Here is a 23,117-nt window from a genome sequence, read left to right as displayed (position 1 = left end):
TGCGGCTGGCAGAATGGGCAGGTCGTGATCGCGCTTTCGCGGTCGGAACGAGGAGGACGCACGATGACATCGCAGAAGGACCAGGCCGGCAAGGCCGTCCCTGAGGCGCACGTCACCACCGAGACCGGCCGTATCCTGCGCGTCAGCGACCTGCCGGAGGGCACGGTCGTGAAGCTGTCCACGCCGGCTCCCGGTGCTCAGGCCGCTGTGGTCGATCCGGCCCGACGCGCGGACGTGCTGTTCCGCAAGCGCCGCGACGAAGGGCACGAGGTCAGCGTCTGGTGGATGATCGGCGCCTTCGTCGCCACCTCGGGCATCGTGTGCGCGCTGCTGTGGTGGGTGCCGGGCGGCGCCTGATCGGCTCGGGGTCGTCTCAGGCCTCGTCCTGACCGAGTCGGGCGCGCAGCTCGCCGATGTCGGAGAGCAGCGTCAGGTCCGAGACGTCTGAGTCGCTTTCGCGCGCGTCATCGTCGGCGCCCTCGAGCAGCTCCTCCGCGGTGAACCGTCGCACGGGCGTCAGCACGGGCTGAGCCGGTGCACCGAGTGCCGACTGGTCGACGCCCGGGAATCGGCGGGCGGTGACCAGCACCCGGCTCTCCAGCGAGCCCGCGAATCTGTTGTAGCTGTCGATCGTGCGCTCCAGTGCACGGCGCAGGTCGTCGGCATGCCCGGCGAGGGTGCCGAGGCGGTCGTAGAGCTGGGTGCCCAGGTTCAGCAGGCTGCGGGCTTCGTCGGAGACCTCCTGCTGCGACCACGTGTAGGCGACGGTTTTCAGCACCGCCCACAGATTGACCGGCGAGGCGAGGGCGATCCGCTTGCCGAAGGCGTGCTCGAGGAGTGTCGGATCCTCGTCGATCGCCGCGGCGAGCAGTGATTCGCTGGGCAGGAAGCAGATGACGAACTCGGGACCGGCCTCCAGCCCCGACCAGTAGGCCTTCTTCGCGAGGGCGTCGATGTGGGCGCGCAGCGCCTTGACATGCTTCTGCATGAGCGCGCGCCGGGTGCCCTCGTCGGCGCTCAGCCCGAGCGCGCTCGCCTCGAGATAGGCATCGAGCGGCACCTTGGCGTCGACGGCGATCGATGCGCCGCCGGCGAGTCGGATCACCATGTCGGGGCGGCCCTGGCCGCGATCCGACGAGATCGTGGTCTGCAGATCGAAGTCGACGTGACGGGTGAGTCCCGCGGCCTCGACGACGCGGCGCAGCTGCGCCTCGCCCCAGACGCCGCGCGTCGCGGTGGAGCGCAGGGCGCCGGCGAGAGTCTCGGTGGTGGCCCGCAGCGCCTCGTCCGACTCCTGTGCGAGTCGCAGCTGCTCGCTGATCGTGCCGAACTGCACCTGGCGATCCTGCTCGAGCGAGGTGACGGTCTGCTGCATCCGGTGCAGGCTCTCGCGCACCGGCGCGATCGCGGTCAGCACGGCGTTCTCGCGCTCAGCCCGCTCGGCGGCGGCCTGCTGCTCGGCGCGCGAGTGCTCGACGGCATCGCGGTAGAGGTCGTACTGCCGATCGCGGTCTTCGCGCAGCGCGGCGATCTCGACCTCTGCGCGCGCGAGTGCCGTTGCCGAGCGGGAGTGCGCGACGAACCACCCGCCGGCGGTGCCGAGGAGCAGTGCGATCAGCGCGAGGGCGACAGCTGAAGCATCCATGTCCCCATGATGCCGCGGGCCTCCGACATCAGTCGGAGGCGAGCGCGGCGACCGCGGCGGCGAGCTCCTCACCGGTCGGCACGGCCTCCGGGGTGACCAGCCACAGGATGCCGAGGCTCTGTGCCAGCGCGAAGTACAGCTTGGCCACCGCCTCGGCTTGGGCGTCGTCGAGCTCGGGGCGCGTCTCGCGCAGCTGAGCGGCCGTTCCGGAATAGGCCTCGGACATGGCGCCCGCATACTCCTGCGAGGCCTCGGGGGAGCGCAGCATCCGCACCACGTTCTCCAGGCTGGCGATCAGCGCCTCGCGGTTCTCGGCGAACGCAGCGGGCATCGCGTTCCACACGGCGGCGAAGGCGTCGAGCGGGGGCAGCGCCGCGGTCTCGCGCAGCGCGGCATCCATCCGGTCGCCGATCCCCGTTCCCAGTGACTGGGTGAGCGCCTCGGTGATCAGCTGCTCCTTGGATCCGAAGTGGTAGCCGATCGCGGCAAGGCTGACTCCGGCCGCGCCGGCGATGTCGCGCGCCGTGGCCTTTGCCACTCCGCGCTCGAAGATCACCTTCCGCGCGCCGGCCAGCAGGTCCTCACGATTGCCCATGCCCCCACTCTAGAACAAGTTCAGACATTCGTGCTAGACATTCGTCTCAGATCAGAGTAGAACAGTCGTGTCAGACAAGCGTCTAAAACAGGGAGAGTCGAAGATGAGCACCACCACACCCCGCGTCCTGGTCTCGGGAGCCGGCATCGCCGGCCTCGCCCTCGCACTGCAGCTGATCAGGGCCGGCATCCGCACCACCGTCGTCGAGCGCGCCGCGGCACCGCGACCGGGCGGGCAGGCCGTCGACCTGCGCGGCGCGAGCCGCGAGGTGGCCGAGCGGATGGGGCTGCTGCCGGGCATCGAACGGCGGCGAGTGCACGAGATCGGGATGTCGTACGTGGACGCCCGCGGGAGGGTCTTCGGACGGATGTCGATGGCGGACTTCGACGGGAACGGGGCCGTCGCGGAGATCGAGATCGCCCGCGGGGACCTCGCCGAGGTGCTCAGGGAGAGTCTCGCCGAGGCCGATGCCGATGCCCCCGGGCTGCTCGAGGTGCGGTACGGGGACCGGATCACGGCCCTGGAGCAGCACGACGACGCCGTCGACGTCTCCTTCGAGCGCGCGGCGTCGGAACGGTACGACCTCGTGGTCGGCGCCGACGGTGTGCACTCCGCGACGAGACGTCTGGCCTTCGGCGCGGAGGAGCGGTTCGCGCATGCTCTCGGTGGCTACGCCGCGTTCTTCACCCTGCCCACGCCCGCCGACATCGAGGACGGCTGGTTCACGATGCGGTTCGTACCGGGCATCGCCTTCGGCATCCGTCCGGATCGAGACCCGTCGACGTCGAAGGCGATCCTCACGATCCGCGCGGATCGCAATCCGGCGCTCCGGGGCGACAGGGGTACGCAGCAGGCGCTCATCAGCGAACTGCTCGAAGGTGCGGGATGGCACGCCGACACGATCATCGACGCGATGGCCGATGCTGACGACTTCTACTTCGACGAACTGGTCCGCATCGATCTCGATTCGCCCGTGGCCGGCCGCGTGGTGCTGCTCGGCGACGCGGCGTCGTGCGGATCTCCCATGACGGGGATGGGTACGGCGACGGCACTGATCGGCGCCCATCTGCTTGCCGCTCGGATCGTGGCGCGGCCCGACGACCTGCCCGGTGCCCTGGCGGCATACGCGGCCGACATCGCGCCCTTCGCCGAGGTGGGGAAGAAGATCCCGTACGGCGGCATCGAGCGGATGGTGCCGGCGAGTCGATTCGGTGCTGCAGTGTCCAGGATGCTGGTCCGCGTGACGCTCTCGAAGCCGTTCCGCCCGCTCATGCGCCGAGCTTTCGCCGCTGGCGGCACGGAGCTCGCCCTTCCGACGGTCGAGATGAGCGAGCCGGTGCGCTGATCGGCCGCAGCGCCCCGCCCAGGTCGCAGTTCGTCCCGCTCTACGGCGCCGAGAGCGGGACCGATTGCGACCTGAGTGTCGCGTCGGGTCGCAGAACGGAACGAACTGCGACGCGGGTGCCCGGCAGACCCGCTCAGGCTGCGGCGCGCTCCGCGAGCAGCGGCGCGAACTCGACCACGGGGACGCCCAGCACTGCCGAGAGCGCATCGACGTCGACCGCGCCGGCGCGGCGGGCGGCGTCGATGACGATCTGGGCGCAGGCCCGGGCATCCGCCAGCGCGTCGTGGTGCGGGAACTCTCCGAAGCCCGCCGCCGCGGCGGCCTTCGGCAGCCGGTACGACTCGAGATCGTAGGTCTTGCGCGCCACGGCCAGCGAGCACAGCGAGCGGTAGTTCGGCGCATCCAGGCCTGTGGCCTGGCAGGAGCGGCGCAGCACGTTCAGATCGAAACCGGCGTTGTGCGCGACGAGCACGTCGTCTCCGGCGAATGCGTGCAGCCGGTCGATCTGCCCCTCCCAGCTGGGGGCGCCCACGACGTCCTCAGGACGGATGCCGTGGATGCGGACGTTCCACTCCTGGAAGTCGTCGTAGCCCGCGGGCGGGCGGATCAGCCATCCGGTCTGCGCGACGACCTCGCCGCCGCGGACGCGGACGAGGCCCACCTGGCAGGGGGAGGCCGGGCTGGAGTTCGCCGTCTCGAAGTCGATCGCAGTGAAGTCCAGAGCCACGTGTTCACTCTCTCCTCCCGCCGCTCGCACGCGTCAGAGGCGCGCCGTAGGCTGGCGACATGAGCATGAGCGAGCGCGCGACATCCTTCGGAACAGCGGCGAGCAGCTATGAGGCGGGGCGCCCGGACTATCCGTTCGAGGCGGTCGCCTGGATGCTCGAACGGCTGCCCGAGGGGGCCCGCCGCGTCGCTGACGTGGGCGCCGGAACCGGCAAGCTCACCCGGGTGCTCGCGGATGCTGCGGACGGCGAGGTGGTCGCCGTCGACCCGGATGCCGAGATGCTGGCTGCCCTGCACGTGCAGTCGCCGCAGGTGCCGACGTTCGTCGGCACGGCCGAATCGCTGCCGCTGCCGGATGCCGCAGTGGACGCGGTCGTCATGGGGCAGGCCTGGCACTGGGTCGATCCGGAGCGGGCATCCGCTGAGATCGGCCGGGTCGTAAGACCGGGCGGCGTGCTCGGACTGATCTGGAACGTGCGTGACGAGCGTGTCGACTGGGTGCGCCGACTCACCCTGATCATGAGCGGCAGCCCCGCGGAGGAGATGATCTCAGGCGACGGCCCCACGATCGCTGCGCCGTTCGGCGGCGTGGAGAGCGAGCGCTGGGAGTGGACGCGCGCCATGACCCGCGAGCAGCTGCTGCACATGGCGCGATCGCGCAGCTACATCATCACGGCTTCCTACGAGAAGAAGGCGAGTATCGAGCGGGGTATGAACGACCTTTTCGACGAGCTGGGCGTCGTCGGCGATCTCACGATCGACCTGCCCTACGTCACCGCGGCCTTCCGCGCGGTGCGCGGCTGAGAAGGCGCAGGCGTCCGCCCCGGTAGAATCGACTCCCGTGGCTCTCACTATCGGTATCGTCGGCCTGCCCAACGTCGGCAAGTCCACCCTCTTCAACGCGCTGACCAAGAACGACGTGCTCGCGGCGAACTATCCGTTCGCGACGATCGAGCCGAACGTCGGCGTGGTGAGCCTGCCCGACCCGCGGCTGAACACGCTTTCGGAGATCTTCGGCAGTGAGCGCATCCTGCCCGCGACGGTGTCGTTCGTCGACATCGCCGGCATCGTGCGCGGCGCCAGTGAGGGCGAGGGGCTGGGCAACCAGTTCCTCGCCAACATCCGCGAGGCCGACGCGATCGCGCAGGTCGTGCGTGGTTTCGCCGATGACGACGTGGTGCACGTCGACGGGGCGATCAACCCGAAGAGCGATCTGGAGACCATCAACGCCGAGCTGATGCTCGCCGACCTGCAGACGCTCGAGAAGGCGATCCCGCGGTTCGAGAAGGAGGTGCGGGGCAAGAAGGCCGACCCGTCGGTGCTCGAGGCCGCAACCGCCGCGAAGGACGCGCTCGAGCGCGGTCAGCTGCTGTCGGTGTCGGGGATCGACCTGGCGCCGATCAAGGAGCTGGGCCTGCTCACCTCGAAGCCGGTCATCTTCGTCTTCAACGTCGACGAGGCCGTGCTGACGGATGCTGCGCGCAAGGCAGAGCTCGCCGAGCTCGTCGCCCCCGCGCAGGCGATCTTCCTCGACGCGAAGATCGAGTCGGAGCTCATCGACCTCGATCCGGAGGATGCCGCGGAGCTGCTGGCCTCGACGGGGCAGGACGAGTCCGGCCTCGACCAGCTCGCCCGCATCGGCTTCGACACGCTCGGCCTGCAGACCTATCTCACGGCGGGCCCGAAGGAGGCGCGCGCCTGGACGATCCACAAGGGCGACAAGGCCCCCGCGGCCGCCGGCGTGATCCACACCGACTTCGAGAAGGGCTTCATCAAGGCCGAGGTCATCTCGTTCCAGGACCTGGTCGACACCGGCTCGGTGGCCGAGGCGCGCGCGAAGGGCAAGGCCCGCCTCGAGGGCAAGGACTACGTCATGCAGGACGGCGACGTGGTGGAGTTCCGGTTCAACGTCTGAGGCGGTGTGGCGCTTGTCGCGCGGCTAGTTCTTACTGGGGATCGTGGTCCTGTGCATGAAGCATGGTCGATGGTCCGCCCGCCCCGCCTTCTTTCATGCGCCCTGGACTGGCGAAACGCGGCGGCGGGCCCGACAGGTTCGGCATACCTACGCGGCTGGCGTTGACCACACCCTGATGACCTTCTCGTCTGGGCCGAAGAGCGCGGTCACGACGCTTTCCTGATGCAGGTCCTCGTCTTCGGAGTCGGTCGCGGGCAGGTGTGCCGAGAGCCGCCATCGAACGACATCGCCCTGCTGCTCAAAATCTCGTGCTTCGATGTACCGGGATCGTTGCGGGGTCGCCCGCACCGTGGTTCCGATGACGACAAGATCCTCACGGCTGAGCGTCTGCTCGCCCGTGTGATAGACAAGGTCGGCGGCGAACAGGCTTTCGACGTTCTGTCGGACATCGCCTTCGTCCGAGACATACTGGCGGTCGATGAACCTCGCGATACGCGCAGCCCTGTCCATGCAGCAATGGTACTGCCCAGCGAATGTCCCGCCCGGAACTGCACGCTGCGCGGTCGTCACTTCGGACGGTGCGGCTTCTCCGCACACCGCTAACGGTGACGCGACGTCGTGGAGTTCCGGTTTAACGTCTAACGTTATTGACGCTTTGCGTTATAGTATCTCTTTGTGATCAGATCGTTCGCCGACCGCGAGACCGAGCACGTATGGCATCGCGAACCGGCGAAGAGGATTGATCCGCGTATCCACAAGATGGCGAATCGGAAGTTGCATCTTCTCGACGCTGCATCGACGCTCGGCGCCTTACGAGTTCCTCCGGGCAACCGCCTGGAAGCGCTTAAGGGCGATCGGGCGGGTCAGCACAGCATTCGGATCAACGACCAGTGGCGGATCTGTTTCCGTTGGACTGAGGCTGGGCCCGAGGATGTCGAGATCGTCGACTACCACTGAGGAGGGATCATGTCTGAGAAGCTCTACCCGCCGATCCATCCGGGCGAGGTGCTGATGGAGGACTTCATCAAGGGGTTCGAGATCACACAGAACAAGCTGGCCGTGGCCATCGGCGTGCCGCCCCGACGGATCAATGAGATCGTGCACGGCAAGCGTGCGATCACGGCCGACACGGCGCTTCGGCTGGGACGTTACTTCGGTGTGGCGCCGCAGTTCTGGCTCAATCTGCAGACGCGGTACGAGCTGGAGCTTGCCGAAGATCGTGTGTCTGAGCAGATCGCTGCGATCACGCCGTTGCAGGCAGCATGACGCAGGCAGAGGTTCAGGACATCGCGTCTCTGACAGCGCGCGTTGAACGGAAACTCCGGCATCTCGGGCGGCCAGTGGTCGTGGGTGTGTCAGGATTTGCGGGATCTGGTAAGAGCACGGAGAACCTGAACCAGCGCCGACGGGAGACGTCCTACTGGTCGACCTTGTCGGGCTGCTTCATCCCGAGGCTCTGCCCTTTCTCGATCTGAGCGTATGGGTCGATATCCCGCTCGAAACGGCTCAGGAGCGGGGGATGCGGCGCGATGAAGCGCTCGGCCGCGACTTCATCCGGCTCTGGAACGAAGTCTGGGTTCCCAATGAGCTCGACTTCGAGAGCAACTTCTTCCCACGGGAACGCGCCGACGTGCTCTACGTCGGTGACCGCTAACGGCGACGTGACGTGGTGGAGTTCCGGTTTAACGTCTGAGCGCTCGCGGACGGACGACATCGGCGACGATTTGTAGCGCTGGATACAGAGGGCCTACGACCGCACATCTCGTAACTTCTGCGGCCAGTCCGAGGGGCTGTCCGTTCCGCGTGGCAGGAACGTGACCGCACAACTTTGATTCGCGCACATCCTGCGGACCGACGACGCGAAGTACTCGGACACGACCGCCATCCTGCGAACGGCGTCCGGTCGATGTGGGACGGACGTTGGAGGTCATGGAGGTTATCGAGATTCGATTACTCAGCCGCGATGCTGACGCGGGCCGGATGAGTCATAAGAAGCGGTCCGCGCCACCCTACCTCTGCTCCAGCGGGGTTGTTCCCGTCTTGTCCTCATTTAGGGACACGCTGGTTGACATCGCGGAGAACGATTCGCGTCCACCGTATATTCCAGGACACTCTTGTCCTGGAATGGAGGCACTGTGGCCGACGAAGACTTCGACGCGCGACTGGATCAGATGAAGCGCGTCCTCGAGGTAGTCGCGACCATCGAGGGCAATACCGATCTGCAGAACGCCGCGTTCTCGCACATGTTTGGCAAGTCCACACTGCACGTCAGGACGCCTCAGATTCACGTTGAGGCGTCCGGCGACGCCGACGCTAACGCCTCTGACTCGACGGTGGGCGACATTGCGGGCGGCGCGGGTGGAGGCAACGGAAAGCCGAAGCCTAAGCGGACGACCAAGGCAGCGAAGGTCTCGATCGACCAGACCCTGGAAACCGCCCCCGAAGGCGTGCAGTCCTGGCGTGACTTCATCGCGGAAAAGAAGCCCGCGACGCAGAACGACAAGAACACGTGCGCCGTGTACTGGATCAAGGAAGTCGCGAAACTTCCGAAGGCGAACGCGAACCAGGTGGTGACGCTTTACGTCGACGCTGGTTGGACGGCACCCAGCAACCCGAAGAACTCGCTGTCCATCACTGCTACGCGCGCGGGTTTCCTCGACACATCAGACGGCGACGACATCAAAGTCTCCCCTCGAGGCTACGGACTCGTTAGAAATGACCTCCCGTCGAAGTCTGCAAAGTGACGCTCGTAGAGTTCCTCGCCGCGGTGAAGAGGGCGAAGCGCGAGACGGTCGCGCTCGCCGTCCTCTACTGGAACGAGCGGTACGGCAACAAAGAGTCAATGACCGCGGCAGAGGTCAAGTCCGCCGTCGTGAGCGCGCGCATCACCAACGCGAAGAACATCAACATGGCGGACGTGCTCGGTAAGGCCGGGGCGAACGTCGATGTGGTCGGCAACACAGCCAACGGCTCGAAGCTCTGGCAGTTGACGGAGACGGGACGTAAGTCGGTCCGCGCGAATCACGGACTACCGGAGAACGAGCCCGAGCTAGAGCAGAGCGTTGGCGACCTCGAGAAGGTCGTAGCGAAGGTCACCGATCCTGGCGCGAAGAGCTTCCTCGAAGAAGCTGTGCTGTGCCTCAGAGTGGATGCTCGTCGCGCCGCAGTCGTCTTCGTGTGGGTCGGCGCTGCCGCTGACCTAAAGCAGCGTATTTGGTCGCACGGTGCGAGCGCGGTGACAACGGCTTTCCAGAAGTACTTACCCAAGGCAAGCCTCAAGACTCACGACGACCTACTTAAGTTCCAGGAAGTCGACATCCTTAAGGTCGCGCAGGATCTCGGCATTATCGACAAGGCTCAGCACAAGATCCTCGGTCAGGCGCTCGACCTCCGGAACCAGTGCGGACACCCGAACAAGTACTGGCCGGGCATCTCGAAGGTGAAGGCTCACGTCGAAGACGTGGCCGGCATCCTCTGGCTGTGAAGGTGAGGGATCTGAACGCCATGCTGAAGCGCCTGCGGCAGCAGCGGCGACCGATGCTGATGGTTGGGACGGTGCGGCTGTTTTAGCCGCACCGTGACGCCTGTCTGTGACGCGACGTCGTGGAGTTCCACTTCAACGGCTGAGCGCTTAGGCGGCTCACCGGCTCGTAGTGCCGATACTCTCTTCGCATCGACCGGTGGCGAACGGAGCGCAAGTACGAGGAGCATCATCCTGAGGCGCCGCGAGTTCGACGAGTCCGTGTCATGTTGGATCCGCTGAGTCGTCGGACGATCTCCGGATTCAGCCAGGAAACCGGCTCGAAACGAGCGCTCGGGCGGGACTTCTCGCGGCTCTCGCACGACTTCGATCGCGTCTTCTCGCCGAAGGATCAGGCCGACGTGATGCTCTACGCGTGGTGCCTCACCGTGGCGTAGCGTGGTGGAGTCACGCTTCAACGTGTGACTCACCCCGAGCTGTGGCGGGGGAATGCCGGAGGAGTCCTGAATGAATCTGCGGTCGAACGACGAGCGCCGAGTGCAGAGCGTTGAGCGACGAGATCGTGACGATAGCTCCGCAGCAGATCGCATGACGTCCCGCGTGGTCTTGTGTCCAGACGGCGTCTCGATCGCGGTCAGCGACCTGGAGGGCGACGGGCCGGTCGTCGTCCTGCTGCACGGCCTGGCCGGGAGCTCGCGGGAGCTGCTGCCCACAGCGCGGGAACTCGACGGGTGCCGGGTGCTGCTTGTGGATCAGCGGGGGCATGGTCTGAGCACGCGGCGTCCCGATGATCTGACGCGCGAGGCTTTCGTCGAGGACGTCGTCGCGGTGATCGAGGAGCTCGTCCCTGGGCGGAGAGCAACCCTCGCCGGCCAGTCGATGGGAGCGCATACCGCCTTTCTCGCGGCTGCGGCTCGTCCGGACCTGGTCGAGGGACTCGTCATGCTGGAAGGCCATGTCGCGGGCAGCCATGACCCGGAATCGGCAGCGGCTCTGGGCAGGTACTTCGCGTCCTGGCCGGTGCCGTTCGCAGATGAGGACGCCGCGCGCGCTTTCCTCGGCGACGACGCGATCGTCGAAGCGTGGGTGGCGGACCTTCAAACGCAGGGGAACGGGCTTGTCCCGCGCTTCGACCCCGACATCATGCGACGCACGATCGAAGCCGTGCACGAGCCACGCTGGGCCGAATGGGAGACTCTCCGGGTTCCGACGCGCGTGATCTTCGCGAGGAATGGGATGTTCGACGACGCCGAGAAGAATGAATTGATCCGGCGACGCCCTGAAACGGACAGGATCGACCTCGCCGGCGGAACTCATGACGCCCATCTCGATGCGTTCGAGGAGTGGGTCGGCGTACTCCGTCAGTGGCTGTCTCGAGGTGAGCGAACGCTCGACGGCCGTGATCTCGGCGGAATAGGCTCTCGTCCATGATCCGGGGCAATCGAGCTTCCTTCACCGTTCACAGCGACACGAAGAACGTGGCGGAGATCTCCGCAATGCTCGGGATCGAACCAGACGATTGGGGTGACAAGGGCGACCTCACGCCCGCGGGACGAGCCGGTCGAAACTATGCGCCGGAGCGTCTCACGTATCAGCGGACATATTGGGCGCTTACTCAGACCGTCGATGGACCGAGTGCCGACGACCGGACCGGCTTCTCCGCCCTCCGGACTGCGCGACCAAGACGACCGCGCCGCCGTCGACCGGGACAGCGAGCAACGGTACAAGCGTTGCCCAGCCCAGCATCCCGCGTGGAAGTCATGACTCCGGCCACCTGATCGTCCGCCGCAGGCCAGGATGTACTCATGAGCGACAACGAATCATCCGCAGGAAGAGAGATCGACGAGATCATCGCCGCCGCCGGCGGGTGGAAGGGGGAGACGCTGGCGCGGCTCCGGCGAGCCGTCCTCAGCGCCGATCCGGACATCGTCGAGGAGATCAAGTGGCGGAAACCCTCGAAGCCGGAGGGCGTCGCCACCTGGGTCTGCGACGGGAACGTTTGCCTGGCGGACGTGCTGAAGAAGGCCGTGCGGCTGACCTTCCCGAAGGGCGCCCAGCTGGATGACCCGGATCGCCTGTTCAACGCGAGGCTGGACGGCACAACGGTGCGTGCGATCGATCTCGTCGAGGGGGCGACGGTCGACGAGGACAAGCTTCGTCTGCTCGTGCGGGACGCGATCGCCGAGAACCGGCGCAGCTGAGTGCACCGGCCACGACGTCGTCTCCTCCTCGCGCTGGCCGCGGTCGCGACTGTCGCCGCCGGGCTCGCCGTGCACTTTCTGGCACCGGCGGGCCCCGTCAGCGATGCGGTGGGTGACGTCCTCTACGCCGCACTGATCGCGCTGCTCGTCGCATTCGTCGCGCCGTGCGCTCGCTGGCGGGTCACGGCTGCAGTCGCGCTGGGGTGGTGTGTCGGCGTCGAGCTGTTGCAGCTCACCCCGCTGCCCTCCCAGTGGGCGGCATCCTTCCCTCCGCTCCGGCTCGTCTTCGGAACAGGCTTCTCACTGTGGGATCTGCTCTGGTATGCGGTGGGGGTCGCACTCGTCGTGATCTGTCGGATGCGCCGCGGCAGCCGACGTGCGAGGCTGGGAGAGTGACGACGTTCGACAGCCTTCCGACGGCGGGGCGGGAGTGAGCGCTCGGCCACGACGCCACGGAACCGAGTCGGCACCGACCTGGGAAACGGCGCCGTCCGCGCTCTTCGCGAGCGCGCTGGGCAGGCCGATCGACAGTGCCGAGGTCCAGGCGGTGCTCGACGCGCTGGGGCCGCACGTCGAACGGCCGATCGGGATCTCGGTCGCGCGTTACGATCCCGAGATCGCTCGGACTGTGGCATGGGACTTCCCGGCAGTGCCGCGCATCTGGCCGTCGATGGCCACGAACCTGGGAGTCCGCGACGGCGCGGTCGTGTGGCTCACCGTCGCCGGTGAACTCGTCGAAGACGCGCGTGAGCCCCGCGTCTCGTTCCGAGTGCCCGATGGCATCGAGCAGATCTTCCGGCCGCAGGGCGCCGAATGGAACTGGGCTCCGGCGATCATCCGGCGGCGCGGCGACCTCCTCCTCGATCTGGATGTGGGGCAGGGCCACTGGGACGGCAGCTACCGATTCCCGCTCACCCCGCGGCAGTCGGGGCGACTGCAGGCGGACCCGCTCCTGTACCGCGAGGTGTGGGAGGGGCTCGTGCGCATCTGCCAGGGGCGCGCGTTCTTCGACGACCCGTCCACGCTGCCCGGCTCCGCGCAGTCGCTGATCGACGCACGGTGCGGCAGGGACTGATGCCCATGGACATCCGCCCCGTCGACGGCCGCGACGAGTACCCGCGTCTCGTGCAGATCTGGCGCAGTGCGGTCGACGCGACGCACGGCTTCCTCGCGGCAGCGGATCGCGACGACATCGAGGCGCACCTCGCCTCGGACCACCTGCCGCAGGTCGACGTGCACGTCGCGGAGCGCGAGGGACGCATCGTCGGGTTCGTGGGGATCGCGGATGACAAGGTGGAGATGCTCTTCGTCGATGCCGCCGAGCACGGCCGCGGTGCCGGGACCGCGCTGCTGAGCTTCGCGCTCGACCACGGAGCGGTCGCGGTCGACGTCAACGAGCAGAACACGGCGGCGGTGGAGTTCTACCAGCGCCGCGGGTTCACCGCCGTCGGGCGCAGCTCGCGGGACGACCAGGGCCGGCCGTATCCGCTGCTGCGGATGCGGCACCGCGTGCCGGCCTGGGAGGGCATCTCGACCGCTGATCTGCAGCGGCTGCACTGCCAGGCGACCCACGACGCTATCGAGCGCGCCCTGCAGCGCGGAGGAGATGCCTGGATGGACTGGCGCCTGCCGGTCATCGATCGAGGGCGGCACGCGATCTTCCCGCTGGTCGTAGCAGACGCGAGCGGCGATGGCACCACGGTCGCCGAGACCATCGGGCGGCTCAGGACGCACTGGGGCTACCTGCACGGAGGTCACGACTACCGGCTCGGGCACCTCGATGAGACCGAGGGGTACGGCCGGAAACTCGCCGAGGCCGGGGCCGCCGGGCGGAACCCCTTCTGGTGGGCCGTCGGCGGCCATGCCGTCGTCTTCGTCCACTCGGCTGACGACGGTGCGGAGACTCTGGCGCTGCATGTCGTCCCGCTGGAGTGGGTGCGACGGCATCCGAGCGAGACCACGAAGAGGACGAACTCGCGCGGCCGGCGCGCGCTCCGGCAGAGCGAGGAGGTTGCAGTGACGTGGACCTGGTCGGATGTGGTCCTTCCCGGGCGTGGAAGGATGGACGCATGGCATCCGTCCAGACCTTGAGCGAAGCCGATCGTCGTGTCGTCGCCCGATGGGCGCTGGCCTGCGCAGAGCACGTGCTGCCGCTGTTCGAGGCGGATGCCGCGGCCGAGGCCGAGATCCGTGACGCGGTCGACCGCACGCGCGCGTACAGCGCGGGGGAGGGCAGCAGCGCCGGGGAGATCAGGAAGCGCCTGATCGCGGGAAGAGCGGCGAAGGCCGCATCCAGCCCAGCCGGAACGGCGGCAGCAAGGTCCGTCGCACAGGCCGCTGCCGTCGCGCACATGGGTGCGCATGCGCTGGGCGCCGCAGCCTACGCGGTGAAGGCCGTCTCGCTGACGGATGCCGCGACGCCGGATCATGTGCAGCAGGAGATCGACTGGCAGGTGGCGCAGCTCACCGATCGCGAGCGGGCCGCTCTGCGGCTGCTTCCACCACTGGGTTCCGACGCCTCCGGCCCGCTCGGCGAGGGCCTGCTCGCGCGCGGCATCCTCGGCGACACGATCAGGCAGCTGCAGTCCCGGATATCCGGAGAGGGTCAGTAGACCCGGCGGATCTGCTGCGGCCAGCCGCAGGCCTCGGCGATCCTGCCGCCCCACATCCGCGCGGTCTCCTCGTCGGGGACGTCCACGATGGTCAGGCCGCCGATGTACTGCTCGCCCGGGGCGTACGGTCCGGTTCCGAACTCCAGCTCACCGCCGGTGTCGTCCGCGGTGATCGCCGCGTCGAGATCCTCGTCGACGCCGGCGGCGAACACGAGGACGCCGGCGTCGCGCATGTCATCGACGACGGCGTTGCAGAGGCGCCCGCGCTCGACGAACCACTCCTCGGGGTGATCGCCGACCCACTGCTGGTTGAAGTAGATGATGTACTGGCTCATCGTCGGTAATGTACCCGCTCGCGGGCCGCGGAAGGGGCGCTAGTTCCGGGTGAACATTCCGCCGAGCCAGCCGGGCGAGGACGCCAGCAGGTCGTCCATCCCCGTTCCGCGCTCGTGGCGGGTCAACGTGATGTGCGTGCGGCGCGCGATGCGCTCGAACCCGGTGCAGACGGCGTCGACCTCGTCCGGTTCGTGCACCCACAGATCGGCGAGTGCATATCCGTAGTCGAGGGCCCGATCGGCGTGCAGACCCCGCGACCCCCGACGTCCTGCCCGCGCCAGCAGAGCCGGGAAGTCGCGGGGGATGAAGACGATCCGGGTGCGGGAGTGATGCGGGAAGAAAGTCAGATTGATCACGGCACGCGGCTGCCCGGCGAAGCGCTCCTGACGCTGCCCGACCACGGCACCTGCTCGCGTGTCGCGGACGACCATGATCTCGGTGATCTCGTCCCAACCGATGCTCAGGCCGCCGCGGACGATGACGCCCGTGTCGGTGACGGCCAGGTCGATGGCGTCCGCGCCGCGCCGGGTGAGCACCGGAAGAGCGAGTGCCGCCAGTGCGGTCCCCGCGAACAGGAACACCGCCGAGATCGCCGGCACGAGGATCAGCGCGCCCAGATTGTCGTCTGTGAAGATCTCTTCGCCGAGAAGCGTGAAGTTCGAGGGCGCACGCCAGTCCCAGTACCTGACCGACGGCGGGCCGAACAGCAGCTGCTGCAGTTCGTTCAGGTAGGCGACCAGGCAGTATCCGAGGAACACGGCCGCAGGCAGACCGAGCACGAGGTACGCCACCGTCCGCTGGAGCAGCAGTCCCTGGCCGTCCGTGCCCGAGATCAGGGCGCCCTCGGGCAGAACGGCGGTCTCGTTGGGTGCGTCCCGGACGCCGGCACCCGGGCGGACGCGCCGGAACAGCGTCGACACGCGAAGGCGCGCTGCCATCGGGACGGTGAACATGAACAGCGCCATCCAGACGCACGCGATGACGCACGGGATGAGGAACACGCACAGGACGATGACGGCGAAGAGGTTCTCGAACTCCTCGAAGCCCATGAAGATCGCCCACACCAGGAACCCGGCGAGCACCAGCATCAGCAGCTTGAGCACGAAGATGCCGACGGCCTCCGCGACGTAGTAGCCGGAAGCCCTGGTCAGGTATGTCGTGAGTGCTTTGCGAGGATCGTCAAGGGGCGCGCGGCGGCGGGAGGAAGTCAGGGGAGTGTCGCTTTCATGGGGTTCGTGCCCGCCCAGCCTAATCGAGCCGCCTGGGACGACGACGCTGAGGGCAAGTAGGGTTGTTCCGGCACATCCCGAACGGCACCAGGAGGAGCACCCGTGGCAGAGAACAGCATCTTCGAGGCGGACGGCCGCTCCGTCTCCTACGTCGACGAGGGCCCCGGTCCGGTCGCGCTGGTCCTGATCCCCGGTGTCGGCATGGACGGCGGGGCGCTCGGCTCCATCGGCCACTACCTCGCCGAGGAGGCCGGCTTCCGCGTGCTGCGTGTCGGTGCACGCTCCGAGGACAGCACCGTGGCGGAGCGCGTCGAGGACGTGCTCGCGGTGATGGACCACGTCGGACTCGAGGATGCCTGGATCGGCGGCCACGGTGCAGGAGGCACGGTCGCCCGCGTCTTCGCCGGCGAGCACACCGACCGCGTGAACGGTCTGCTGCTGCTCGGCGTCGAAGAGGACGAGACTCCGCTCGCCCCCGCCATCCCGATCCTCATCATCCAGGGCACCGAGGACGTCGTCACCCCGCCCGCGAACGGTGCGGCTCTGCAGGCCACGGCCACCGACCGCGCCAGCATCACCAGCATCCAGGGCGCCGACCACTTCTTCCCGATGACGCATCCGATCGAGACCGCGGTGGTCATCGAGGAGTACCTCGACTGGGACTGACCCTCAGGCGGCGGGCGTCACCCGCACCCGGATGCTCTTCATCAGCGGCTGGTCGCTCTGCGCGCTGAAGTCGGCCGCGCCGATCAGCACGTTCAGCTCGGGCATGTAGCCGGCGGCGCTGCCGCGAGGCACGTCGTACTCCAGGGCGCGGAACCCGCGCACCTCGCGCTGCGAGCCGTCCTTCGAGGTTGAGACGATGTCGACCAGGGCTCCCTCCTCGAGGCCGCGGTCGCGCATGTCGCGACGGTTCATCAGGATCAGCTCGCGGATGTTCCTCACCCCGCGGTACCGGTCGTCGTTCGAGTAGATCGTGGTGTTCCACTGGTCGTGCGAACGCATGGTCTGCAGCACCAGCACGTCGGCATCCTCGGGGATGACGTCCGGCAGCGGGGCGTGCGAGAACTCGGCCTTGCCCGACGGAGTGCGGAAGTCGCGCTCGCGGGCGGGCTGCGGAATGCGGAATCCGTACGGCTGCCTCACCAGCTCGTTGAACCCGTCGAAACCGGGAAGCACCTGCGCCATCACGTCGCGGATCGTGTCGTAGTCGGCGACGTAGTCCTCCCAGGGCGTGGCGCTCTCGGGCATCGTCGCGCGGGCGATTCCGGCGATGATCGCGGGCTCGCTGAGCAGCTGCGGCGAAGCGGGGCGCCGTGCGCCGATCGAGAGCTGCACCGAGCTCATCGCGTCCTCCGTCGAGATTCCCTGCGGACCGGTGCGCTGCTCGTCCTTCTCGGTGCGCCCCAGGCACGGCAGGATCAGTGCCTTCTCGCCATGTACGAGGTGACTGCGATTGAGCTTGGTGCTCACATGCACGGTGAGGTTGCACTGCCGCAACCCCGCGGCGGTGAACGGAGTGTCCGGTGCGGCGCGCACGAAGTTGCCGCCCATGCCGACGAACACCTTCACGGCCCCGGCGTGCATCGCGGCGACCGTGTGCACGGTGTCGAGTCCGCGCCCGCGCGGCGAGCGGATGCCGCACACCTCGTCGAGCCGCTCCAGGAACGCCTCGGTGGGGTTGTGGTTGATGCCGCAGGTGCGGTTGCCCTGCACGTTGCTGTGCCCGCGCACGGGGGAGGGGCCGGTGCCCGGCCGGCCGATGTTGCCGCGCAGCATCAGCAGGTTCACGATCTCGCGCACGGTGTCGACGCCGTGCTCGTGCTGGCTGACCCCGAGGCACCAGCTGATCACGGTGCGCGCGGACGCCAGGTAGATGCCTGCCGCGTGACGGATGTCGCTCTCGGCCAGCCCGGACTGCTCCACCAGCTCATCCCAGGGCGTCGCCTCGACGATCGCGCGGTACTCCTCGAGCCCCGTCGTGTACATCTCCAGGAAGGCGACGTCGAGCACACCGGGGTCGTCCTCAGCGGCTTCGAAGACGACCTTGGCCATTCCCCGGATCAGGGCGAGGTCACCACCGGGGCGCACCTGCAGGCTGTCGGTGCTGGTCTCGGTGGTCTTGAACCGCGCCATGTCGAGGATCTCGTGCGGCACGATGGTGCGGGTGGAGGCGGCCTCGACGAGCGGGTTCACATGCACGACCCGCGCGCCACGGTCGACCGCCTCGGCGAGCGAGGTGAGCATGCGCGGGGCGTTCGAGGCGGCGTTCACACCCAGGACGAACAGGGCGTCGCACTGCTCCCAGTCCTCCAGGTCGGCGGTGCCCTTGCCGGTGGCGATCGAGGCGGTGAGCGCACGGCCGGATGCCTCGTGGCACATGTTCGAGCAGTCGGGCAGGTTGTTCGTGCCGTACTCGCGCACCATCAGCTGGTACAGGAACGACGCCTCGTTGCTGAGCCGGCCGGAGGTGTAGAACGTCGCCTGGTCCGGGGTCTCCAGAGCACGGAGCTCGGCGGCGATCAGAGCGAACGCCTCATGCCACCGGATCGGCACGTACCGGTCGGTCTCCGCGTCGTACGTCATCGGCTCGGTGAGCCGGCCCTGATCCTCGAGGGCGAAGTCGGTCCACTCGGCGAGCTCCGACACCGTGTGCGCGGCGAAGAACTCACGACCCACCCGCTTGCGGGTCATCTCCCAGGTGACGTGCTTGATGCCGTTCTCGCAGATGTCCAGCCGTACGCCCTTGTCGTCCGGCCAGGCGCAGCCGGGGCAGTCGAAACCGCGGTTGGGGTGGTTCATGATGAACATCGCCCTCGTGCCCAGCACCGGCTGCTGCTGTCGCACCAGCACCTCGCCGACCGAGAGCGCGGCTCCCCAGCCCGCGGCCGGATGCCGGTATGGCGAGCTCGACCAGGACCGGTCGGTGGCGGGGCCGAAGCCGCCCTGCCGCGGCCGATCGGGCATCAGCCCGAGCGCGCTGCCGCTGCCCTGTTCGCCGCCGCCAGAGGCCCCGGGTGCCGTGTCCGTCATCGTCGCCGTCCTTCCGTCACGCTCGACCCTACGCCCGGTTCGGCGTCGCACCCAGGACCGCACCGAGGTCGTGACGGAGTGGCACACTGTGGAGGGGACGAGGAGGCGCGATGACGGTGAACGTGCAGGTGCGGCGGATCTACGACGACCCGGAACCCACGGACGGCAAGCGGGTGCTGGTCGATCGGCTCTGGCCCCGCGGGATCAGCAAGGAGCGCGCCGAGCTCGACGACTGGTGCAAGGACGTCGCGCCCTCGACCGAGCTGCGCAAGTGGTACGCCCACGATCCTGCGAAGTTCGAGGAGTTCGCGCGGCGCTACCGCACCGAGCTCGACGACCCGGAGCACGCCGAGGCGCTGGCCTCGCTGCGCGCGCTCGCCGCGGAGGGGCCGCTCACACTGCTGACCGCCTCGAAGCGCGACGACATCAGCGAGGCGACCGTGCTGCAGCAGATGCTCACCGGGGCCGAGGCATGAGCGGCGGACCCCAGCAGATCGATGCGCCGCTGAGCAGGGCGACGGTGTTCCTCGTGCTCACCGTGACGGGCGGCGACGGTGCGATCGACACCGTCCGTGACGTCGTCACGGGTATCGACGATCTGCTCAAGACCGTCGGTTTCCGCGATCCCTCGGCGCTGCTGTCCTGCACCGTCGGGATCGGCAGTGACATCTGGGCGCAGCTGACCGGTCGGCCGCATCCCTCGGAACTGCATCCGTTCCGCGAGATCAGGGGCGAGAAGCACACCGCCGTCGCCACGCCGGGCGATCTGCTGTTCCACATCCGCGCCGACCGCACCGACCTGTGCGTCGAGTTCGAACGCCTGCTGCTCGACCAACTGGGCGACGCGGTCCGCGCCGTCGACGAGGTGTCCGGCTTCCGCTACTTCGACGCCCGCGATCTGCTCGGCTTCATCGACGGAACCGCCAATCCGGTCGGTCCCGAACTGCCGGAGTCGACGCTGATCGGCGACGAGGATCCGGCGTACCGCGGCGGCAGCTATGTGGTCGTGCAGAAATACACGCATCCGCTGTCGCTCTGGCAGGCGCTGAGCACCGAGCAGCAGGAGGCGATCATGGGTCGGCGCAAGGCCGACAACGTCGAGCTGCCGGATGCCGCGGCTGAAGCCCAGAAGGCGCACAAGACCCTCGCCACGATCGAGGACGAGGACGGAGAACACGACATCCTGCGGGACAACATGCCGTTCGCGCGCCCCGCGCACGGCGAGTACGGCACCTACTTCATCGGGTACACCCGCCGGCTGTGGGTGCTGGAGCGGATGCTGGAGCGCATGTTCATCGGCGATCCGCCCGGGCTGCACGACAGACTGCTCGACTTCTCGACCCCGCTCACCGGAACGACGTTCTTCGCGCCGTCGGCGGAGCTGCTCGCCGCGCTGGGCGACGATCCGGCGCAGGGGTAGCCTCGGACGATGGGACGGATCACCACGAGACGCTCGGTGCTGAGGGTGGCGCTGGACGCGGGGACGCGGCGTCGTGCCGACACGCTCGCCGTCGAGGAGCCGCTCGAGATCCGCGTCGCCGGTGCGCCGCTCGCTGTCACCATGCGCACCCCTGGGCACGATTTGGAGCTCGCCGCGGGGTTCCTCGTGTCGGAGGGGATCATCGCCGAAGGCTCCGGGTTCCGCTCGGCGATCCACTGCGGCGGGCCGGGCACCGGAGGTGCGGAGAACACCTACAACGTGCTCGACGTCGCGCTGGCGCCCTGGGTCGCCCCGCCGTCGGCAGAGCAGGCCCGCGCGTTCTACACGACGAGCTCCTGCGGGGTGTGCGGCAAGGCCAGCATCGATCAGGTCGCGACGATCTCGCGCTACGACGTGGCATCCGACGCCGCGGCCGTCGACGCCGAGACGCTCGCCGCCCTCCCCGATCTGCTGCGCGCGCAGCAGGACGCGTTCGACAAGACCGGCGGGCTGCACGCCGCCGCGCTCTTCGACGCCGCGACCGGTGAGCTGCTGGTGCTCCGCGAGGACGTCGGGCGGCACAACGCCGTCGACAAGGTGGTCGGCTGGGCGGTGCTGAACGACCGGCTGCCGCTGGGCGGCACGGTGCTGCAGGTCTCCGGCCGGGCGAGCTTCGAGCTCGTGCAGAAGGCCGTGATGGCCGGCATCCCGATCCTCGCCGCCGTGTCGGCACCGTCCTCGCTCGCCGCAGAGCTCGCCGAGGAGCGCGGTCTGACCCTGGTCGGGTTCCTACGCGAGCGGACGATGAACGTGTACTCGCATCCGGCACGCGTGCGCGTGGCGGAGCCCGCGCGCGGCGATACCCTGCAGGCATGACCTCGCCGATCCGCGACGCCGTCGCCCATCTCGCGCCGGGCTACTTCGCCCTCGTCATGGGAACGGGCATCATCTCGGTCGGTCTGCACGATGCCGGATGGGAGCCGCTCTCCGACATCCTGATGTGGATCGCCGTGGTCGCCTATGCGGTGCTGTGGGCGCTCTACATCTGGCGGGCGTCCGCGTTCCGCAGCGAGCTGGTCGCCGACCTGCGCGACCCGTCGAAGGCGTTCGGATTCTTCACGATCATCGCCGCCAGCGACGTGCTGGCCGTGCGGCTGAGCATGGCCGGTCTCACCGGCGTCTCCCTGTGGATGCTGCTCTTCGCGGTGGTGCTCTGGTTCGTGTTCGGCTACGCGCTGCCCTGGCAGGTGCTGCTCACCCGCGACGGCAAACCGGTCCTCGCGCGCACCAACGGCAGCTGGTTCATCTGGGCGGTGGCGAGTCAGTCGGTGGCGGTCGCGATCGCGCAGCTGCAGCCGGTGTTCGACGCCGGACCCTGGGCCGGGATGCTGGCGGTGCTGGCCTGGTCGGTCGGGGTCAGCCTCTACGTCGCCGTCGCGATCCTGGTGCTGCTGCGCATCGTGCACTACGGGATCACTCCGCAGGAGTTCGACCCGACCTTCTGGGTCACGATGGGTGCGCTGGCGATCGCGGTGGTCGCGGGCTCGGGCGTCGTCGGCATGGAGAACTCGCCCATGGTCGACGCGGTCCGCCCCCTGGTCACCGCCACCGTGGCCGTGTTCTGGACCTTCTGCGCCTGGCTCATCCCGGCACTGGTCGGCGCCGGCGTCTGGCGGCACTTCGTGCACAGGGTGCCGCTGCGGTACGAGCCGACCCTGTGGTCGATGGTGTTCCCGGTGGGCATGTTCTCGGTGGCGTCCATCCTGGTCGGGCGCGTCGACGACCTGCCTGCCGTCGAGCAGATCGGGCTCATCGGCGTCGCGGTCGCGCTGGTCGTCTGGGCGATCGTGTTCGCCGGGATGCTGCACCACCTGAGCCTCGTGCTCTGGAAGGGCCTGCGCGGACGGGGCGCTCAGACCACCAGCACGACGACCGCCAGCACGAGGTAGATCCCCGCGGTCACGAACGCCATCCGGCTCCGGATGCTGCCGGAGCCGCGCAGACGCACGGTCAGTCGCCCGGCGAGCACCGCATAGGTGCTGTAACACGTCACGGCGATGAGCATGTACAGCAGTCCCAGCACGCCCAGCTGCAGCGCGGAGGGCCCGCGCTCGGGGCGGACGAACTGCGGCAGGAAGGCGATGAAGAACAGCGCCGTCTTCGGGTTGAGGACATCGACCAGGAGCCCGTCCAGGAACAGGCGGCCGCGTTGCGGGACCGCGATCGTCCCGTCGTCATGCTGCTCGGCGCTTCGTGCCCGGAGCGTGTGCACGGCGAGCCAGGCGAGGTATCCCGCCCCGATCCAGCCGACGATCTCCAGCCCCATGGGCACAAGCGCGATCAGTGCCGCGACCCCCGCCGCGGCCATCCCGGTGTGCACGACCACGCCCGTGCCCAGCCCCATCATCGAGAACAGTCCGGCCGCCGTACCGTGCTGCGCGCTGCGCGCGACGACATAGGCGACGGACGGTCCTGGGACTCCCGCGATCAGCAATGACGTGCCGGCGAACGCCAGCAGCATCTCCACACTCGGCATACGACCCATCCCCCCGGTACCGGTGGCGCATCCCCCGATGCCG

The 23,117-nt window shown here is 68.3% G+C and carries 29 protein-coding genes; 21 read left to right on the top strand and 8 right to left on the bottom strand.

The window, feature by feature from the left end; all coding sequences use genetic code 11:
• The first annotated feature begins 63 nt into the window (after positions 1–63).
• Positions 64–357, top strand: a complete 294-nt coding sequence (locus DY023_RS03445) for a hypothetical protein (protein ID WP_116240942.1) — start codon at positions 64–66, stop codon at positions 355–357.
• A 16-nt stretch (positions 358–373) separates the two neighbouring features.
• Here DY023_RS03445 and DY023_RS03440 read toward each other — a convergent pair whose 3' ends face one another.
• Both DY023_RS03440 and DY023_RS03435 read right to left on the bottom strand, forming a co-directional pair.
• On the bottom strand, positions 374–1,645 hold the full coding sequence (locus tag DY023_RS03440; RefSeq protein ID WP_116240941.1) for a DNA recombination protein RmuC: 1,272 nt from the start codon (positions 1,643–1,645) through the stop codon (positions 374–376).
• Positions 1,646–1,673: 28 nt separating this feature from the next.
• A complete protein-coding gene (locus DY023_RS03435) occupies positions 1,674–2,240 on the bottom strand; it encodes a TetR/AcrR family transcriptional regulator (protein WP_116240940.1) in 567 nt (188 codons plus the stop codon).
• A 103-nt stretch (positions 2,241–2,343) separates the two neighbouring features.
• Between DY023_RS03435 and DY023_RS03430 the strand changes: the two genes are divergently transcribed.
• Positions 2,344–3,585, top strand: a complete 1,242-nt coding sequence (locus DY023_RS03430) for an FAD-dependent monooxygenase (RefSeq protein WP_116240939.1) — start codon at positions 2,344–2,346, stop codon at positions 3,583–3,585.
• Between the two features lie 133 nt (positions 3,586–3,718).
• On the opposite strand, the gene DY023_RS03425 is transcribed toward DY023_RS03430, so the two are convergent.
• Positions 3,719–4,312, bottom strand: coding sequence for a 3'-5' exonuclease (locus DY023_RS03425; RefSeq protein WP_116240938.1), 594 nt, complete (start codon positions 4,310–4,312; stop codon positions 3,719–3,721).
• Between the two features lie 59 nt (positions 4,313–4,371).
• Between DY023_RS03425 and DY023_RS03420 the strand changes: the two genes are divergently transcribed.
• The gene (locus DY023_RS03420) at positions 4,372–5,115 is read left to right on the top strand and encodes a class I SAM-dependent methyltransferase (RefSeq protein WP_116240937.1); all 744 of its coding nucleotides are present in this window, start codon (positions 4,372–4,374) and stop codon (positions 5,113–5,115) included.
• A gap of 37 nt (positions 5,116–5,152) precedes the next feature.
• On the top strand, positions 5,153–6,226 hold the full coding sequence (gene ychF / locus DY023_RS03415; protein WP_116240936.1) for a redox-regulated ATPase YchF: 1,074 nt from the start codon (positions 5,153–5,155) through the stop codon (positions 6,224–6,226).
• A 147-nt stretch (positions 6,227–6,373) separates the two neighbouring features.
• Here the strand turns inward: ychF and DY023_RS03410 are convergent, their stop codons facing one another.
• On the bottom strand, positions 6,374–6,736 hold the full coding sequence (locus tag DY023_RS03410) for a hypothetical protein (protein WP_147303251.1): 363 nt from the start codon (positions 6,734–6,736) through the stop codon (positions 6,374–6,376).
• Between the two features lie 165 nt (positions 6,737–6,901).
• On the opposite strand from DY023_RS03410, the gene DY023_RS03405 reads away from it, so the two are divergent.
• The 12 genes from DY023_RS03405 (at position 6,902) to DY023_RS03360 (ending at position 14,520) form a co-directional block, all read left to right on the top strand.
• Positions 6,902–7,183, top strand: a complete 282-nt coding sequence (locus tag DY023_RS03405) for a type II toxin-antitoxin system RelE/ParE family toxin (protein WP_116240934.1) — start codon at positions 6,902–6,904, stop codon at positions 7,181–7,183.
• A 9-nt stretch (positions 7,184–7,192) separates the two neighbouring features.
• Positions 7,193–7,492, top strand: a complete 300-nt coding sequence (locus DY023_RS03400) for a HigA family addiction module antitoxin (RefSeq protein WP_116240933.1) — start codon at positions 7,193–7,195, stop codon at positions 7,490–7,492.
• Between the two features lie 253 nt (positions 7,493–7,745).
• Positions 7,746–7,880: a hypothetical protein gene (locus DY023_RS18345; RefSeq protein WP_281271900.1), complete on the top strand. Its 135-nt coding sequence runs from the start codon at positions 7,746–7,748 to the stop codon at positions 7,878–7,880.
• A gap of 481 nt (positions 7,881–8,361) precedes the next feature.
• Positions 8,362–8,970 (top strand): hypothetical protein, encoded by a 609-nt coding sequence (locus DY023_RS03395; RefSeq protein ID WP_116240932.1) that lies wholly within the window; start codon positions 8,362–8,364, stop codon positions 8,968–8,970.
• Complete coding sequence (locus DY023_RS03390) at positions 8,967–9,710, top strand: hypothetical protein (protein ID WP_116240931.1); 744 nt, start codon at positions 8,967–8,969, stop codon at positions 9,708–9,710. Before DY023_RS03395 ends, DY023_RS03390 begins: the two co-directional genes overlap by 4 nt.
• A gap of 263 nt (positions 9,711–9,973) precedes the next feature.
• Positions 9,974–10,144 carry a hypothetical protein gene (locus tag DY023_RS17900; RefSeq protein ID WP_181905704.1) on the top strand — a complete coding sequence of 57 codons (171 nt, stop codon included), beginning with the start codon at positions 9,974–9,976 and terminating at the stop codon, positions 10,142–10,144.
• A gap of 151 nt (positions 10,145–10,295) precedes the next feature.
• A complete protein-coding gene (locus DY023_RS03385) occupies positions 10,296–11,138 on the top strand; it encodes an alpha/beta fold hydrolase (RefSeq protein WP_116240930.1) in 843 nt (280 codons plus the stop codon).
• Positions 11,139–11,512: 374 nt separating this feature from the next.
• Positions 11,513–11,908 carry a DUF1801 domain-containing protein gene (locus DY023_RS03380; protein ID WP_116240929.1) on the top strand — a complete coding sequence of 132 codons (396 nt, stop codon included), beginning with the start codon at positions 11,513–11,515 and terminating at the stop codon, positions 11,906–11,908.
• A complete protein-coding gene (locus DY023_RS03375) occupies positions 11,909–12,304 on the top strand; it encodes a ribosomal maturation YjgA family protein (RefSeq protein ID WP_116240928.1) in 396 nt (131 codons plus the stop codon).
• A gap of 34 nt (positions 12,305–12,338) precedes the next feature.
• Positions 12,339–12,983: a hypothetical protein gene (locus DY023_RS03370; RefSeq protein WP_116240927.1), complete on the top strand. Its 645-nt coding sequence runs from the start codon at positions 12,339–12,341 to the stop codon at positions 12,981–12,983.
• Entirely contained in the window at positions 12,983–13,999 is a 1,017-nt protein-coding gene (locus DY023_RS03365; RefSeq protein ID WP_116240971.1) for an acetyltransferase, read from the top strand. Before DY023_RS03370 ends, DY023_RS03365 begins: the two co-directional genes overlap by 1 nt.
• Positions 13,978–14,520, top strand: coding sequence for a putative immunity protein (locus tag DY023_RS03360; RefSeq protein ID WP_116240926.1), 543 nt, complete (start codon positions 13,978–13,980; stop codon positions 14,518–14,520). The genes DY023_RS03365 and DY023_RS03360 overlap by 22 nt, the downstream gene beginning before the upstream one ends.
• On the opposite strand, the gene DY023_RS03355 is transcribed toward DY023_RS03360, so the two are convergent.
• Both DY023_RS03355 and DY023_RS03350 read right to left on the bottom strand, forming a co-directional pair.
• Complete coding sequence (locus DY023_RS03355) at positions 14,514–14,855, bottom strand: YciI family protein (protein ID WP_116240925.1); 342 nt, start codon at positions 14,853–14,855, stop codon at positions 14,514–14,516. The two genes, DY023_RS03360 and DY023_RS03355, sit on opposite strands and share 7 nt — an antisense overlap.
• 39 nt (positions 14,856–14,894) lie before the next feature.
• The gene (locus tag DY023_RS03350) at positions 14,895–15,959 is read right to left on the bottom strand and encodes a hypothetical protein (RefSeq protein WP_116240924.1); all 1,065 of its coding nucleotides are present in this window, start codon (positions 15,957–15,959) and stop codon (positions 14,895–14,897) included.
• Between the two features lie 228 nt (positions 15,960–16,187).
• Here DY023_RS03350 and DY023_RS03345 point away from each other — a divergent pair, with 228 nt between their 5' ends.
• Positions 16,188–16,751: an alpha/beta fold hydrolase gene (locus tag DY023_RS03345; protein ID WP_245958570.1), complete on the top strand. Its 564-nt coding sequence runs from the start codon at positions 16,188–16,190 to the stop codon at positions 16,749–16,751.
• Positions 16,752–16,754: 3 nt separating this feature from the next.
• Here the strand turns inward: DY023_RS03345 and DY023_RS03340 are convergent, their stop codons facing one another.
• Positions 16,755–19,118 (bottom strand): FdhF/YdeP family oxidoreductase, encoded by a 2,364-nt coding sequence (locus tag DY023_RS03340; RefSeq protein WP_220347220.1) that lies wholly within the window; start codon positions 19,116–19,118, stop codon positions 16,755–16,757.
• Between the two features lie 110 nt (positions 19,119–19,228).
• Between DY023_RS03340 and DY023_RS03335 the strand changes: the two genes are divergently transcribed.
• From DY023_RS03335 to DY023_RS03320, 4 genes are read left to right on the top strand one after another with little or no spacing between them, the layout of a single operon-like run.
• Complete coding sequence (locus DY023_RS03335) at positions 19,229–19,594, top strand: DUF488 domain-containing protein (RefSeq protein ID WP_116240923.1); 366 nt, start codon at positions 19,229–19,231, stop codon at positions 19,592–19,594.
• Positions 19,591–20,538, top strand: coding sequence for a Dyp-type peroxidase (locus DY023_RS03330; RefSeq protein ID WP_116240922.1), 948 nt, complete (start codon positions 19,591–19,593; stop codon positions 20,536–20,538). The genes DY023_RS03335 and DY023_RS03330 overlap by 4 nt, the downstream gene beginning before the upstream one ends.
• Before the next feature lie 9 nt (positions 20,539–20,547).
• A complete protein-coding gene (gene fdhD, locus DY023_RS03325) occupies positions 20,548–21,414 on the top strand; it encodes a formate dehydrogenase accessory sulfurtransferase FdhD (RefSeq protein ID WP_116240921.1) in 867 nt (288 codons plus the stop codon).
• Complete coding sequence (locus DY023_RS03320; protein WP_116240920.1) at positions 21,411–22,487, top strand: tellurite resistance/C4-dicarboxylate transporter family protein; 1,077 nt, start codon at positions 21,411–21,413, stop codon at positions 22,485–22,487. Before fdhD ends, DY023_RS03320 begins: the two co-directional genes overlap by 4 nt.
• On the opposite strand, the gene DY023_RS03315 is transcribed toward DY023_RS03320, so the two are convergent.
• Positions 22,451–23,074 carry a LysE family translocator gene (locus DY023_RS03315; protein ID WP_181905703.1) on the bottom strand — a complete coding sequence of 208 codons (624 nt, stop codon included), beginning with the start codon at positions 23,072–23,074 and terminating at the stop codon, positions 22,451–22,453. The two genes, DY023_RS03320 and DY023_RS03315, sit on opposite strands and share 37 nt — an antisense overlap.
• Positions 23,075–23,117: the final 43 nt, after the last annotated feature.

Source organism: Microbacterium bovistercoris (genome assembly GCF_003387575.1).
Lineage (GTDB): Bacteria > Actinomycetota > Actinomycetes > Actinomycetales > Microbacteriaceae > Microbacterium > Microbacterium bovistercoris.
Note: the sequence above shows the minus strand (reverse complement) of the source record. Positions and strands in the feature narration are given on the sequence as shown.

What these genes read in the sequence shown, in the direction of transcription:
- DY023_RS03340 (WP_220347220.1), bottom strand. Translation starts at nt 19,118, where the DNA reads ATGACGGACACGGCACCCGGGGCCTCTGGCGGCGGCGAACAGGGCAGC.
- DY023_RS03420 (WP_116240937.1), top strand. Translation starts at nt 4,372, where the DNA reads ATGAGCATGAGCGAGCGCGCGACATCCTTCGGAACAGCGGCGAGCAGC.
- DY023_RS03385 (WP_116240930.1), top strand. Translation starts at nt 10,296, where the DNA reads ATGACGTCCCGCGTGGTCTTGTGTCCAGACGGCGTCTCGATCGCGGTC.
- fdhD (WP_116240921.1), top strand. Translation starts at nt 20,548, where the DNA reads ATGGGACGGATCACCACGAGACGCTCGGTGCTGAGGGTGGCGCTGGAC.
- DY023_RS03355 (WP_116240925.1), bottom strand. Translation starts at nt 14,855, where the DNA reads ATGAGCCAGTACATCATCTACTTCAACCAGCAGTGGGTCGGCGATCAC.
- DY023_RS03330 (WP_116240922.1), top strand. Translation starts at nt 19,591, where the DNA reads ATGAGCGGCGGACCCCAGCAGATCGATGCGCCGCTGAGCAGGGCGACG.
- DY023_RS03430 (WP_116240939.1), top strand. Translation starts at nt 2,344, where the DNA reads ATGAGCACCACCACACCCCGCGTCCTGGTCTCGGGAGCCGGCATCGCC.
- DY023_RS03315 (WP_181905703.1), bottom strand. Translation starts at nt 23,074, where the DNA reads ATGCCGAGTGTGGAGATGCTGCTGGCGTTCGCCGGCACGTCATTGCTG.
- DY023_RS03380 (WP_116240929.1), top strand. Translation starts at nt 11,513, where the DNA reads ATGAGCGACAACGAATCATCCGCAGGAAGAGAGATCGACGAGATCATC.
- DY023_RS03320 (WP_116240920.1), top strand. Translation starts at nt 21,411, where the DNA reads ATGACCTCGCCGATCCGCGACGCCGTCGCCCATCTCGCGCCGGGCTAC.
- DY023_RS03365 (WP_116240971.1), top strand. Translation starts at nt 12,983, where the DNA reads ATGCCCATGGACATCCGCCCCGTCGACGGCCGCGACGAGTACCCGCGT.
- DY023_RS03360 (WP_116240926.1), top strand. Translation starts at nt 13,978, where the DNA reads ATGGCATCCGTCCAGACCTTGAGCGAAGCCGATCGTCGTGTCGTCGCC.
- DY023_RS17900 (WP_181905704.1), top strand. Translation starts at nt 9,974, where the DNA reads ATGTTGGATCCGCTGAGTCGTCGGACGATCTCCGGATTCAGCCAGGAA.
- DY023_RS18345 (WP_281271900.1), top strand. Translation starts at nt 7,746, where the DNA reads ATGCGGCGCGATGAAGCGCTCGGCCGCGACTTCATCCGGCTCTGGAAC.
- DY023_RS03410 (WP_147303251.1), bottom strand. Translation starts at nt 6,736, where the DNA reads ATGGACAGGGCTGCGCGTATCGCGAGGTTCATCGACCGCCAGTATGTC.
- DY023_RS03400 (WP_116240933.1), top strand. Translation starts at nt 7,193, where the DNA reads ATGTCTGAGAAGCTCTACCCGCCGATCCATCCGGGCGAGGTGCTGATG.
- DY023_RS03440 (WP_116240941.1), bottom strand. Translation starts at nt 1,645, where the DNA reads ATGGATGCTTCAGCTGTCGCCCTCGCGCTGATCGCACTGCTCCTCGGC.
- DY023_RS03435 (WP_116240940.1), bottom strand. Translation starts at nt 2,240, where the DNA reads ATGGGCAATCGTGAGGACCTGCTGGCCGGCGCGCGGAAGGTGATCTTC.
- DY023_RS03445 (WP_116240942.1), top strand. Translation starts at nt 64, where the DNA reads ATGACATCGCAGAAGGACCAGGCCGGCAAGGCCGTCCCTGAGGCGCAC.
- DY023_RS03335 (WP_116240923.1), top strand. Translation starts at nt 19,229, where the DNA reads ATGACGGTGAACGTGCAGGTGCGGCGGATCTACGACGACCCGGAACCC.